This is a genomic window from Trinickia diaoshuihuensis, from assembly GCF_003390925.1.
Classification (GTDB): Bacteria; Pseudomonadota; Gammaproteobacteria; order Burkholderiales; family Burkholderiaceae; genus Trinickia; species Trinickia diaoshuihuensis.
Genome location: NZ_QUBS01000072.1, coordinates 13,819 through 27,121, shown reverse-complemented (window position 1 = coordinate 27,121; position 13,303 = coordinate 13,819). Strand labels below are relative to the sequence as shown.

Sequence of the window (13,303 nt, the reverse complement as noted above, 5' to 3'; positions counted from 1 at the left end):
GGCCGGGGGGCGGATGGCGGCCAAACGCGCCATCGTCGCCCAGACCGGCCGTCAAACATCAATCGAGGGAAAGACGCAGCGCGAAGCCGATCAACGCGGCGGAAAAAGTCCAGCGCTGCAGCGTTTGCGCCAGCGGGTACTTTCGAAGGACCGTCGAAATGCGCGCCGCGCCGAGCGCGTAAATCGCGTCGAACATCGCGCCAACGATCACGAGGATAAGGCCGAGTTCCGTCACTTGAGCGGCAACGGGCCCGTTTGCAGGGCGGATAAACTGCGGCAGCAGCACCGAGCAAAACAGCAGCGCCTTCGGATTGAGCAAATTGGTCAGCAGACCCTTCATGAAGGTCTGACGGCGCGCGCCGCCCTCACCCACGCTCTGGGCGCGCTCTTGAGCCGGCTGCAACGAGAACAGCGGCGAACGGAAGATTTGAACGGCAACGTAGGCCAAATAAAGAGCGCCGCCGTAGCGCACGACTTCATACAGCCAAGGCGCGGTTCTAAGCAGCGCCGCCACACCGCACGCGGAGAGCGTGACATGCGTCGCCCGCGACACGGCTAGACCGCCGGCGGCAGTCAGACCTTGGCGCGCCCCGCGCGCAATGCTGGTCTGTAGGATCAGCGCCATGTCGGGCCCGGGAATCGCATAGACAACGATAAGCGCGACGACGAAAGCAATCAGCAAATCCACGGAAACCACGGCAACCTCGATATCACTCGTACTGTTTGGAAGTGATATTTTGCCGCTGGAGTACGAGCGAAGTTCGGCGCATTGACGGCGGAATTCGCGGAGACATGGTGCTTTCCACTACGCGACAGCCGGCACACGCGACTTTCTGGCTCAACGTAGGTCCCGCGCGGCGCCGAAGTGTTTCGAGCGGCGCGCAGGCCCAAGGTGAAGCGGTTGCGGTCAAAGGTGGTCGATCAAACCGCGGCGACCGTCACCGACTTCGTCACGAGGTACGGTTCGAGCGCTTCCGGGCCGCCCTCCGAGCCGTAGCCCGAATCCTTCACGCCGCCGAACGGCATTTCGGGCCAAGGCGTGGCCGGCTGATTGATCCACAGCATCCCCACCTCGAGACGCTGGGTCAGCAAATGGACATTCGCAAACGACTTCGTGAACGCATAGCCGGCTAGGCCATACGGCAATCGATTCGCTTCGGAAATCGCGTCGTCGAGCGAATCGAAACCGCGAATCGCGGCAACGGGGCCGAACGGCTCGTTGTTGAACACATCGGCGTCGAGCGGCACGTTCGACAGCACCGTCGGGGCGAAGAAGTTGCCCGTCGAGCCGATTCGCTCGCCGCCGGTTTCGATGCGCGCGCCGACCGTGCGCGCATTCTCGACCACCGAGGTCATCGCCGCGAGCCGGCGCGGATTGGCGAGGGCGCCCAGCGTCGTGCCCTCTTCGAGACCGTTGCCGACCTTCAGACCCTGCGCATGCTTGACGAGCTCGCGCGTGAACGCCTCGCGGATGCTGTTGTGGACGAGGAAACGCGTCGGCGAAATGCACACCTGTCCCGCGTTGCGGAACTTGGCGCCCCCGGCCGCTTTCACGGCCAATGCGACGTCGGCATCCTCGGCCACGATCACGGGCGCATGCCCGCCCAGTTCCATCGTTGCCCGCTTCATATGCTGACCGGCCAGTGCCGCGAGTTGCTTGCCGACGGGCGTCGAACCCGTGAACGTCACCTTGCGGATCACCGGATGCGCGATCAGGTACGAGGAAATCTCGGCCGGATTGCCGAACACGAGACCGATCACGCCGGCCGGCACGCCCGCATCGACGAAGGCCCGCAGCAACGCGGCCGGCGACGCCGGCGTTTCCTCCGGCGCCTTCACGAGGAACGAGCACCCCGTGGCCAGCGCGGCGCTCAGCTTGCGGACCACCTGGTTGACAGGAAAATTCCATGGCGTGAACGCGGCGACAGGTCCAACCGGCTCGCGCACGACCGTCTGCTGCGCGGAAAGGTTACGCGGCGGCACGATCCGGCCGTACACACGCCGTCCTTCGTCGGCGAACCATTCGATGATGTCGGCGGCCGCCAGCACTTCCAGACGCGCCTCGGTCAGCGGCTTGCCTTGCTCCTGCGTCATCCACTGCGCGATCGTCGCGGCCCGCTCGCGCACGAGGGCCGCCGCCTTGCGCATCGTCGCCGCGCGCTCGTGCGCCGGCACCTTGCGCCACGTCTCGAAGCCGCGCTGGGCGGCGGCCAGCGCGCGATCCAAATCCGCGATGCCCGCATGCGACACCTTGCCGATCACCTGCCCCGTCGCTGGGTTCACGACGTCGATCGTCTTACCGCTCGCCGCGTCGCACCACTGGCCGTCGATCAATAGCTGCGTATCCGTGTAGCTCACGTTTTCCATCCGGCACTCCCTACTTTCCGCCAACAAAAAATGCGCGCTTGCCCCTTGAGCCGGCACAAGCGCCCGTCGCACAACGCCACCTATCGCCCCCTTAGAGCACGAGGTCTTTGCGCATATCGTTAAAAAGCGATATAAGATTCTACCAACGACGATCGATGTTTGCTTGCGCGCATACCGTGCGAAGCGCGGTCGTCCGAACTGCCTGAAATGACGATAGATATCGATGCCATCCACAAGGCACTCGCCAATCCCGTGCGGCGCGAAATACTCGCGTGGCTCAAGGAGCCGAGCGTCTACTTCGCCGAGCAAACGCTGCCGCTCGATTGCGGCGTGTGCGTCGGGCAAATCAATGCCCGCTGCGGGTTATCGCAGTCGACGGTGTCCGCTCACCTTGCCACGTTGCAGGGTGCGGGGCTCGTCACCGTGAAGCGGATCGGTCAGTGGAGCTTTTTCAAGCGAAACGAAACCGTCATCGAGGCATTTCTCGCAGCGCTGCGCGACGAACTTTGAGGCGAGCACCGCCTGAACGTTCGCCGGCAGTTCAATCCATCGTGTCCCTGGTTGTACCGTACCGCGGTTCCTGCGTTCGCGCGCCGCGCTCATAAGGAAAACTTGCCATGCCTACTCTGTTCGATCCGCTTGTCGTCGGCGACCTCACTTTGCCGAACCGCATCATCATGGCCCCCCTCACGCGGCAACGTGCCGGCGACGAGCGCCTGCCCAACGCATTGATGGCGCAATACTACGCCGAGCGCGCGTCGGCCGGTCTCATTCTCAGCGAAGCGACCTCCGTGACCCCGCAGGGTATCGGCTACGCCGCCACGCCGGGCATTTGGTCGGACGAGCAGGTGGCCGGATGGAAGATCGTAACCGACGCCGTGCATGCCGCGGGCGGCCGCATCTTCTTGCAGTTGTGGCACGTCGGACGCGTGTCCGACCCGATCTTTTTGAACGGTGAGCTGCCCGTCGCGCCGAGCCCGATCGCACCGGGAGGCCATGTCAGTCTCGTCCGGCCGCAGCGGCCCTTCGTTACGCCGCGCGCACTCGAGCTCGACGAGATTCGCGACGTGGTCGCCGCATTCCGCAAGGGAGCCGAAAACGCTAAGGCCGCCGGCTTCGACGGCGTGGAGATTCATGGCGCGAACGGCTATTTGCTCGACCAGTTCCTGCAAGACAGCACGAACAAGCGGACCGATGCCTACGGCGGCCCGATCGAAAACCGCGCACGCCTCTTGCTCGAAATCGTCGACGAATGCATCGCCGTCTGGGGTGCGGGCCGAGTCGGCGTCCACCTCGCACCGCGCGGCGATGCGCATACGATGGGCGATTCGAACCCCGCCGAGACGTTCGGCTACGTCGCGCGCGAACTGGGCAAGCGGCACATCGCGTTCATCTGCGCGCGCGAGTCGATCGGCGAGAACCGCCTTGGACCGCAACTTAAGCAAGCGTTCGGCGGCGTCTATATCGCGAATGAAAAATTCACGAAGGAAAGCGCGCAGCAAACGCTCGATGCGGGCGAAGCCGACGCCGTCGCTTGGGGCCAGCTCTTCATCGCCAACCCCGATTTGCCGGCCCGCTTCAAGCTCGATGCGCCGCTGAACAAACCGAACCCCGAAACGTTTTATGCTCCGGGGCCGCAAGGCTACGTCGATTATCCGGCGCTCGAAACGGCTTAAAGGCATATGGCAAGTCACGCTCATCCGGTCACCCGCGCCATCGTCACCGGGCATACGCGCGGCCTTGGCGCGGCGCTCGTAGAAGCGTTGCGCGGGCGCGGCATCGACGTACTGGGCGTGGCGCGTTCGCGCCGCGCACCGGACGACTCTCCCGCCGCATTGCCTGGCCGATTCGAAGAAGTCGAACTCGACTTGTCCGACAGCGATGCGCTCGCGCAGTGGCTGGCCGGCGATACGATTGCCGCGTTCTTGCGGGGCGCCGAGCGCGCCCTGCTCGTCAACAACGCGGGCACGGTCGCGCCGATCGGGCCGTGCGCCGTGCAGCAGCCGGCCGACGTCGGCCGTGCGGTGGCGCTCAACGTCGCCGCGCCGTTGATGCTCTCGAGCGCGTTCTCGGCGGCGACGGCCGGATTGCAAGACCGGCGTATCGCGCACATCTCGAGCGGCGCGGCCCGCAATCCGTACGCGGGCTGGAACGTCTACTGCGCAACGAAGGCGGCACTCGATCATCATGCGCGCGCCGCGGCGCTGGACGGCGAACCCGCCTTGCGCGTGGCGAGCGTGGCGCCCGGCGTCGTCGATACCGACATGCAAGGCGAGATCCGCGGCACCGACGACGCACGCTTTCCGCAACGCGAACGTTTCGCCGAGATGAAACGCGCCGGACAACTGACCTCGCCCAGGGACGCCGCGGGCAAGTTGGTCGACTACCTGCTGTCCGACGCATTCGGCCAAACGCCGACAGCCGACATCCGATCGCTGTAAGGCAACGCCGAGGGCGGGCATCGCGCCGCGCCCTTGCATCGGCGATAATCGAGGTCATCTACCCCACGCCGCGCGCGGCCCGTCCGGTATCCTTCGGCCGGCCGCACGCGGCGCCTCGTTTCGCCGTCTATCGATTCCATGAGCAAGCCCGGCAGCCCGCGCCACATCGACAATCTGCTTCGCGAAGCCGTCGAGCTTCAGCAAAACGGCGCCCTCGCCGAAGCCGAGAGCGCCTACCGCGAAATTCTCGCCCTGCGTCCCCGCCACTTCGACGCGTTGCAGCTTCTCGGCGCATTGGCCCTTCAGTCCAAGCGATACGAGGAAGGCATCGCGTTGCTAAGCCGAGCGCTCGACATCGACGCGCGGCAAGCCCCCGTGCATTCGAATCTGGCGTTCGCCCTGAATGCGATCGGCCGTCACGACGCGGCACTCGCGGCGGCCAATCGAGCGCTCGCTTTGAAGAGCGGCTTTGTCGATGCGCTCAATAACCGCGGCGTGGCGCTCGCGAGCCTGAACCGGCCTGATGAAGCCCTCGCCAGTTTCGACAAAGCGCTGGCGGCCAAGCCCGATTTTCCCGAAGCATGGAGCAATCGTAGCGGCGTCCTGCGCGATCTCGGGCTGCCCGAAGAAGCGCTCGCGAGCTGCGACAAAGCGCTCGCGCTACGCCCGAACTATGCCGAGGCTTGGAGCAACCGCGCCAACGCGCTGTCCGATCTGAACCGCCCGCTCGAAGCGAGGGAGAGTTACGAGCGCGCGCTGGCCATACAAGCGACGTTTGCCGATGCTTGGAACAACTTGGGCCTTACGTTCGTCGACATGAACCGGCACGCCGATGCCCTCGCGTGCTATGAACGGGCGTTGGCGCTAGCGCCGGATTCGGCCGAAACGCACTGGAACCGCGCGCTATGCCTGTTGCAGATGGGCGAACTGGCCGGCGGCTTCGCGGAATACGAATGGCGCTGGCAACGCAAACGCATCGCGCCGAGCCGGCGCGCGTTCGACGTGCCGCTATGGCTCGGCGATGCGCCGCTCGACGGTCAGACGATCTTGCTTCACGCCGAACAAGGCTTGGGCGACACGCTGCAATTTTGCCGCTACGCCGCGCTAGTGGCGAAGCAAGGCGCACGGGTCGTCCTCGAGGTTCAACCGGAACTCACGCGCCTACTCTCAGGGCTCGCGGGGGTGGACAAACTCGTCGCCGCCGGAGATCCGTTACCGCCCTTCGACTACCATTGTCCGCTGCTCAGCCTGCCGCTCGCGCTCGGCACGGTCGTCCCGACGATCCCGGCCGATACGCCTTACCTGTTCGCCGACCCTCGCGCATCGGCGCAATGGCGCAGCCGCATTGAAGCGGCGGCGCCCGGCGCAGTGAAGAAGGTCGGCCTCGTCTGGGCCGGCGGGCACCGCCCCCATGTTCCCGAACTGAGAAAGAACGACGCACGCCGATCGCTGAGCGTCGAGCGATTCGCGCCGATCCTCGAAACGCCGGGCGTCCAGTTCTTCAGCCTGCAAAAGGGCGAGAAAGCCGAGCGGCAATTGAGCGAGTTGCGCGAACGGCATGAAGCAAGCCGGCACGTCATCGATTGGACCGCGGAGTTGACCGATTTCGCCGATACCGCCGCGCTCGTCGAGAACCTGGACCTCGTGGTATCCGTTGACACATCGACTGCCCATCTGGCCGGGGCGATGAACAAACCCGTATGGATCTTGAACCGCCTCGATACCTGCTGGCGCTGGATGCTGGAACGCGAGGAGAGCCCCTGGTATCCGAGCGCCCGGCTGTTCCGTCAACCGAGCCTCGGCGATTGGGATAGCGTGATCGAGGACATCAGGCAGGCATTGACCGCGTTCGCCTCGACGCAGGCGAGCACCGAACATCGCTAGCAGGCCATCGCCGCCGACGCGCTCACCGAGCCGCCCGGGGTTGCGCGAATTGCTGACGATAGGCCGCGGGGCTAGTCATTGCGATACGCCGGAAGTGCCTGCGCATCGACTCCTCCGAGCCGAAGCCGGCTCGCTCCGCGATCGCGCCGATCGATAGGCGCGGACGCGTCTCCAGCATGTCCTTCGCCAGCGCGATGCGTTCGCGAATCAACCACTCATACGGGCCGAGGCCCGTTGCTTCGCGAAAGCGCCGCTGCAGCGTCCTCGCGCTCATCGACGCACGCCGCGCCAGCGATTCGACCGTATGCTCCGCCGCCGCATGCGCGCGCATCCAATCGATCAACCGAGCGAGGCGGCCGCCGTCGTCTTCGGGCGGCATCGGCCGCGGGACGAACTGCGCTTGCCCGCCGTCGCGATGGGGCGGCACGACGAGCCGCTGCGCCACGCGATTGGCCACGGCGGCGCCATGATCGCGCCGCACGAGATGCAGCAACATATCGAGCCCCGCCGCGGAGCCTGCCGACGTGACGACATGGCCCTCATCGACATACAGCGCGTCGGGCTCGACATGGAGCGCCGGATAGCGGGTTTTGAGTTTTTCGGCGTAGCGCCAGTGCGTCGTCACCGTTTTGCCGTCGAGCACGCCGGCCGCCGCCAGCACGAACACGCCCGAGCAAATCGAACAGAGCCTTGCGTCTCGACGCGCCGCCGCGCGCAACTTGCGCAGCAGCGGTTCGGGCGGCGGCTCGTCGGCGTCGCGCCAACCCGGTATGACGATCGTGTCGGCACGATCGAGCAGTTTGAGCGTGTACGGCGCCGAGAGCGTGATACCGCCCGCGGCGCGAATCGGCCCGTCTTCGGCGGCGCACACGGCGAACCGATACCACTGCACTCCGAGTTCGGGCCGCGGTAACGCGAAGAGTTCGACGACGCAGCCGAACTCGAAGGTGCAAAGCCGATCGTACGCGACAGCCACGACAAGATGAGATTGCATGGCGCGATGTTACCGGATATTGACGATCGCGCCACTGCCATCTTTCGATTCGGGTCGCGATAATGCTCATGCGTTCCAACCGATCGTGCCAACCGCCAACCGCTAACCGCTAACCGCCAACCGCTAACAACGAGACGAGGCAACCATGCAGAACTCATCGGCCGTCACCGCCGTCGCGCCCGCGCCCAGCGAAGCCGCGCTCGAACATTTCGAATCGTCGCTGCGCTTCGAGACCGATTGCGCCGACGTATACGACGCAATCGTCGCCAAGGGCCAGCAGGACTTCGTGTTGCTCGACGTGCGTAGTCCCGCACTGTTCGCGGCCGGACACGTACCGGGCGCGATCAACTTGCCGCAAGGCAAGATCATTGCATCGAAGCTCGCGCACTATGCGCCCGAGACCGTCTTCGTGACGTATTGCGCCGGACCTCACTGCAACGGCGCGACACGCGGCGCGATACGGCTGGCGAAACTCGGCCGCCCCGTCAAGATCATGATCGGAGGGGTAACCGGCTGGATCGACGAAGGCTACGCGCTCGCCACCGGCACGGACGCGCAACCCTCGTCGCGCGAATCGGCTATGCAGCCAACAGCGCAGTCAACTCCCGTGTGAGCGCGTCGCTCGCGGGCATCATGGGCGAGCGCAATTCGTTGGCAATCTCGCCTTGCACGGCGAGCGCCGCTTTGACCGGTGCCGGGTTCGGCTCGGACACCAAGGCGCGCAAGAGCGGTGCCAATTCGTGAAAAATCGCCCGGCCTTGCGCGAGATCGCCGCGCGCAAGAGCCGCATGCATCGCGACGAAGCGCTCGGTACGAACATGGGCCGTCGCGGCGATCGCGCCCGCACCGCCCATGCACATCGAGACGAACATCGCGTCGTCGTTGCCGGCCAATACTTGAAGCCGTCCGTCGAGGATCAGCGCCAGCGTCGTCTCGATGGACCCCGCACAGTCCTTGATGGCTTGAATTCGGGAATGAGCAGCAAGCGTCAGCAACGTATCGAGCTCGATGCGTACGCCGGTGCGGTACGGAATGTCGTAAAGGACGATGGGCTTCGCGCTGACATCGGCGAGCGTCGAAAAATGGTCGAGAATGCCGGCCTGGGACGGACGGATGTAGTACGGCGCCGTGATCAGCAAACCATCGATCGGCTGATCGTTCAGGCGCAGTACACGTTCACGCAGCGCCACGGCTTGGTTGCCCGCCACGCCCGCGATGACGGGCAGGCCTTCGGCGGCTTGCAAGATCGTCTTGAGTACCGCGTCTTGCTCCTCGTCCGACATCGCGGCGGGCTCGCCGGTCGTACCGAGCGCCGCAAAGCCCGCTACACCCGCCTTGCGGCAGCGCGCGACGAGCGCGGCGAGTGCGCGATGGTCGACCGCGCCTGCCTCGAACGGCGTGACGAGCGGAATCCAAATACCGGAGAAAATCGACATCCCTTCACCTCGAAACGTGACCGAATCGAATCCGAGGGAGGCGCCGGGAGGGCAAGAAAAAGAAGGCAGATGCTGTCCCGTCGCGCGTCCGACGGCACAGCGCACCGGTCAGACGTGCGACTGTTTTTTGGCTTTGGAAACGGCAAGCGCGAACGCCGCGCCGTGCGGGCGTTGAGACGCGAAAACCGGTGCGAGAGAATCGAAGCTCGTTTCCATGCGACGCAGTGTACCGTGCCGAGACGCTCAGCGGCAATACACTCGTTCGACGAAATAAGCGACGACCTCCTCTATCCCTTCAGTACGAGCGACGCCTCGGGATACTGATTGCAGATAAATTCGACGAACGCGCGAACTTTCGGCGAAGGAAGACGGCGCGAAGTGTGCAACACCCACAACGCGACTTCCACGTCCGTGACCGTCCCCCACTGCACCAACTCGCCTCGTGTCAATTGACTCCATGCGATCGACTGCGGCATCAGCGCGGCGCCCGCGCCCGCGACGGCCGCATCGCGGATCATCAGAAACGAAGAGAGCCTAAGCCGCGGGACCGGTTGCAACACCAAGCGGCCGTCGTCGAGCGTCCAGTTCGCCGGCTGAAAATTCGAGAAGACGATGCCGGGAACCGGCGTAACCGCGCCCGGGCTCGGTATCGGTACGGATGGCGCCGCGACAACGACGAGTCTGTCCTTCGCGAAGCATCGGCCCACCAAGCTGCTATCGGCGCTCGGATTGATTCGAATCGCCACGTCGAACTGCTCCTCGACGAGATCGACCATCCGGTCCTCGGCCACGAGGTCCACCGTGACTTCCGGGTAAGCCGCGCAAAACTCCGCGCAAATCCGCCCCATGGCCAGTTGCGAGAACAGCACCGGAGAGGCGATCCGCAAGCGGCCGCGCGGTGCGGACAACCCTTCGCGAGTCGCCGTCATCGCTTCGGCCACCTCGTGCATCGGCCCCTCCGTGCGGGCCATCAGCATTTCGCCGGCTTCCGTGAGTTTCAACCCGCGCGCACCTCGCTCGATAAGCCGCACGCCCAATTGCTCTTCGAGGTCGGCGATGCGACGGGACAAGGTGGCCTTCGACTTCCCGCTCGCGCGGCTGGCTTTGCCGAGGCCTCCGTTCGATGCGACCAATGCGAAGTCGGCAAGCGCGTTCAGATCCATGGTGTTCCATATTTGAAACGACGTGTCTACATTTTCGCGTCTTCGTTTTATATGCGCAACACCTTATCTTGTCCTCACCCCAACTTGATACGAGGAATTCGAAATGAACACGACACAACGCGCTGCATTGATCCGGGCTTATGGCGACGCCAGCGCCGTCGAATTGGCTGAGATTGCGAAGCCCGAGGCGGGACAGGGCCAGGTGTTGGTGCGCGTGCGTGCCGCCGGTATCAACGGCATCGACTGGAAAGTCCGCGAGGGTTACGTCCGGGACGCCTTCCCGCTCCAGTTTCCCGCGGTGCTCGGCGTCGAGATGGCAGGGATCGTCGAGGCAGTGGGCCCCGGCGTAACGCGCTTTCAGATCGGCGACCGGGTGATGGGCCCCGTTGGAGGGCTCGGCGCTTATGCGCAGTTCGTCGCGGTCAACGAGGCGATCTTGTCTCGCACGCCGCAACAACTCGACGACGTTCATGCCGCCGCCGTTCCGCTGGCCGCCGTGGCCGCCTGGCAAAGCCTGCACCACGCGGGGCCGATTCGTCCCGGCCAGCGCGTTCTGATCCACGGTGCGGCAGGTGGACTCGGTGGTTACGCGGTGCAATTCGCGAAACGAGCGGGTGCCGAGGTTTTCGCTACCGCCGCCGCTGCGGACGCTGACTATGTGCGCGGCCTCGGCGCCGATCACGTCATCGACTATCGGACGCAACGCTTCGAGGACATCGCGCGTGAGATCGACTTGGTTCTGGACTATGTCGGCGGCGAAGTACTCGAGCGTTCGTGGCAGGTGCTGACTTCGACGGGTGCGATCGTCGGTACGACATCGCCCGAGATCCTGGCGCGCACTCCAGCCGGACGCCGTGGCCTGTGGTTCATCAATCAACCGGACGCGGCGCTACTCGAACGACTCGCGGCGGAGGTGGCAAACGGCACGCTCATCGCGAAGTTGAGTGAGGTCGTCGGCTTCGACGAACTCCCTGCCGCAATCGAACGCAATCGCACGAAGCCGCACTCCGGCAAGACCGTCGTCGATTTTTCACGCTAATTGGTTTTTAACGCTTTTCTGGAGATTGAAATGAGCATTCTCGTTACCGGGGCTACGGGCACCGTTGGATCACTTGTCGTTGAACGACTCGCCGCCGCGGGCGCGGACGTCAAAGCGCTCGTTCGCAAGCAAGGCAAGATGCGTTTTCCCGCGGGTGTGACGGAGGTCGTGGGCGACCTCACGGATGTGTCGTCGATGCGCGCCGCCCTTTCCTCGGTGCGTACGCTGTTCTTGCTCAACGCGGTCACGCCCGATGAGGTCACGCAGGCGCTGATCACGCTGAATCTCGCTCGTGAAGCAGGCATCGAACGCATCGTCTACCTTTCGGTGATTCACGCCGATCGGTATACCAACGTACCGCACTTCACGGGAAAACATACCGTCGAGCGCATGATCGAAAGCCTCGATATGGCTGCGACGATTCTGCGTCCCGCCTACTTCATGCAAAACGAGCGGATGGTACAGCAGGTCATTCAAGGCTACGGCGTTTATCCGATGCCGATCGGCTCGGCCGGTGTTGCCATGATCGATGTGCGGGATATTGCGGATATCGCGGTCATGGAGCTTTTGCGGCGCGATCGGGCGGGCGCGGCGCTACCGCGCGTGACGCTGGATTTGGTGGGGCCTGAGGTGCTAACCGGGGCTTCGGCGGCTGAGATCTGGCGTTCCGCGCTTGGGCGCGAAGTGAATTACGGCGGCGACGATACGGCAGCCTTCGAACAACAGATGGCTTCGTTCGGCCAAGCCTGGCTCGCGTACGACATGCGGCTCATGATGGACGGCATTCAGAAGCTCGGCATGCGAAGCGAGGACGGCACGGCAAGCCGGCTCGAGGCGATGTTGGGACGGCCGTTGCGGAAGTATGCTGATTTTGTCGCGGAGGTTGCCGCTGCGGGGTGAGCGAAAGGCGGGGCCGGCGCTTAGGATGAATGCGCTGTGTTCTTGGCGGGCGGCGTGCTTACAAGCGCGCCGCCCAGCGAGTCGATCGATGACCAGCGCTCTAAATAGATCGGACCGCGAACGGATGACGGCGTACGACTGGTCAGCCAACAACGAACCCAACAGCCGCCCCTCAAACGGACATACCATTCGAGTCACATTCAAACGTGCCCGCGCTCCGCGGATCGGACACCTCAGCCCCATCCACCGCCGGCTCGCGCAACAGCGCGCGAATCCGCTCGGCCGTCTCGGCTTGAACCGGCGTGTACACGAGCATGCTCAAATCGGGCCGGCCGTCCACCGCAAACAGCGAGTACTCCAACTCGAGCGATCCCAATTGCGGATGCAACAACCGCTTCAGGTTCTCGCCCGTGCCATGGCTCAGCACTTGGTTTTCGCCCCACATGCGGTCGAACTCGGGACTGAGGCGGCGCAATTCGTCCACGAGATCCGCCACCTCGGTTGCGAGCCCGGCCCGTGCAACGTCCGCACGAAACGATCCGACGACGAAGCGCGCGACACTCTCCCAATCGTGTTGCCGGGAGCGAACTTCAGGATTCAGAAACAGAAAACGCAAGATATTGCGCTCGTCGGGCCTAAGAAGACTGTAATCGGTCAGCACCACGGCGGCGGCCCGATTCCATGCCACCACATTCCATGTCGCGGTCTTGATAATCGCCGCGCTCGGGTTGAGCGAATCGAGTACGCGCTGCAACCGAGGACTCACCCCGTCAACGGCGCGATACCGCACTTCGGGCGGACGCCCAAGACCCAGCAGGAACAGGTGATCGCGCTCCGCATCGGTTAGCATCAGTGCCGTGCAGATCCGCTCCAGTACCTCCGCGGAAGGCGCGCCGCCGCGGCCCTGCTCTAGCCACGTATACCAGGCCGAACTGATATTCGCCCGCTGCGCCACCTCCTCCCGGCGCAAGCCCGGCGTCCGCCTGCGGCCGGAGAACCCGAAGCTCGCCGGATCGAGGCGCGTTCGGCGGCTACGCAAAAATTCCCCCAAGGTTTGAGCGGCATTCCCTGACATAACT

General features: G+C 64.5%; 13 protein-coding genes. 7 read left to right on the top strand and 6 right to left on the bottom strand.

Annotated elements, in window-relative coordinates:
* Positions 1 to 58: 58 nt before the first annotated feature.
* Both DXT59_RS14505 and DXT59_RS14500 read right to left on the bottom strand, forming a co-directional pair.
* The gene (locus DXT59_RS14505; protein ID WP_116137590.1) at positions 59 to 697 is read right to left on the bottom strand and encodes a LysE family translocator; all 639 of its coding nucleotides are present in this window, start codon (positions 695 to 697) and stop codon (positions 59 to 61) included.
* Positions 698 to 921: 224 nt separating this feature from the next.
* A complete protein-coding gene (locus tag DXT59_RS14500; protein WP_116137589.1) occupies positions 922 to 2,367 on the bottom strand; it encodes an NAD-dependent succinate-semialdehyde dehydrogenase in 1,446 nt (481 codons plus the stop codon).
* A 207-nt stretch (positions 2,368 to 2,574) separates the two neighbouring features.
* On the opposite strand from DXT59_RS14500, the gene DXT59_RS14495 reads away from it, so the two are divergent.
* The 4 genes from DXT59_RS14495 (at position 2,575) to DXT59_RS14480 (ending at position 6,692) form a co-directional block, all read left to right on the top strand.
* Positions 2,575 to 2,877, top strand: a complete 303-nt coding sequence (locus DXT59_RS14495) for an ArsR/SmtB family transcription factor (RefSeq protein ID WP_116137615.1) — start codon at positions 2,575 to 2,577, stop codon at positions 2,875 to 2,877.
* 107 nt (positions 2,878 to 2,984) lie between these two features.
* Complete coding sequence (locus DXT59_RS14490) at positions 2,985 to 4,043, top strand: alkene reductase (protein WP_116137588.1); 1,059 nt, start codon at positions 2,985 to 2,987, stop codon at positions 4,041 to 4,043.
* A 6-nt stretch (positions 4,044 to 4,049) separates the two neighbouring features.
* The gene (locus DXT59_RS14485) at positions 4,050 to 4,808 is read left to right on the top strand and encodes an SDR family oxidoreductase (protein ID WP_116137587.1); all 759 of its coding nucleotides are present in this window, start codon (positions 4,050 to 4,052) and stop codon (positions 4,806 to 4,808) included.
* Between the two features lie 138 nt (positions 4,809 to 4,946).
* The gene (locus DXT59_RS14480) at positions 4,947 to 6,692 is read left to right on the top strand and encodes a tetratricopeptide repeat protein (RefSeq protein ID WP_116137586.1); all 1,746 of its coding nucleotides are present in this window, start codon (positions 4,947 to 4,949) and stop codon (positions 6,690 to 6,692) included.
* Between the two features lie 22 nt (positions 6,693 to 6,714).
* Here the strand turns inward: DXT59_RS14480 and ftrA are convergent, their stop codons facing one another.
* Complete coding sequence (ftrA, locus tag DXT59_RS14475) at positions 6,715 to 7,686, bottom strand: transcriptional regulator FtrA (protein ID WP_116137585.1); 972 nt, start codon at positions 7,684 to 7,686, stop codon at positions 6,715 to 6,717.
* Positions 7,687 to 7,831: 145 nt separating this feature from the next.
* On the opposite strand from ftrA, the gene DXT59_RS14470 reads away from it, so the two are divergent.
* Positions 7,832 to 8,299 (top strand): rhodanese-like domain-containing protein, encoded by a 468-nt coding sequence (locus tag DXT59_RS14470; RefSeq protein ID WP_116137584.1) that lies wholly within the window; start codon positions 7,832 to 7,834, stop codon positions 8,297 to 8,299.
* Here DXT59_RS14470 and dapA read toward each other — a convergent pair.
* Both dapA and DXT59_RS14460 read right to left on the bottom strand, forming a co-directional pair.
* Positions 8,265 to 9,122: a 4-hydroxy-tetrahydrodipicolinate synthase gene (gene dapA, locus DXT59_RS14465; RefSeq protein ID WP_116137583.1), complete on the bottom strand. Its 858-nt coding sequence runs from the start codon at positions 9,120 to 9,122 to the stop codon at positions 8,265 to 8,267. The genes DXT59_RS14470 and dapA overlap by 35 nt on opposite strands.
* A 287-nt stretch (positions 9,123 to 9,409) precedes the next feature.
* Positions 9,410 to 10,285, bottom strand: a complete 876-nt coding sequence (locus DXT59_RS14460; RefSeq protein ID WP_116137582.1) for a LysR family transcriptional regulator — start codon at positions 10,283 to 10,285, stop codon at positions 9,410 to 9,412.
* A 103-nt stretch (positions 10,286 to 10,388) separates the two neighbouring features.
* Between DXT59_RS14460 and DXT59_RS14455 the strand changes: the two genes are divergently transcribed.
* Positions 10,389 to 11,324, top strand: a complete 936-nt coding sequence (locus DXT59_RS14455) for an NADP-dependent oxidoreductase (protein ID WP_116137581.1) — start codon at positions 10,389 to 10,391, stop codon at positions 11,322 to 11,324.
* Positions 11,325 to 11,354: 30 nt separating this feature from the next.
* A complete protein-coding gene (locus tag DXT59_RS14450; protein WP_116137580.1) occupies positions 11,355 to 12,224 on the top strand; it encodes an SDR family oxidoreductase in 870 nt (289 codons plus the stop codon).
* 172 nt (positions 12,225 to 12,396) lie between these two features.
* Here the strand turns inward: DXT59_RS14450 and DXT59_RS14445 are convergent, their stop codons facing one another.
* The gene (locus DXT59_RS14445) at positions 12,397 to 13,299 is read right to left on the bottom strand and encodes a helix-turn-helix transcriptional regulator (protein WP_116137579.1); all 903 of its coding nucleotides are present in this window, start codon (positions 13,297 to 13,299) and stop codon (positions 12,397 to 12,399) included.
* Positions 13,300 to 13,303 lie beyond the last annotated feature (4 nt).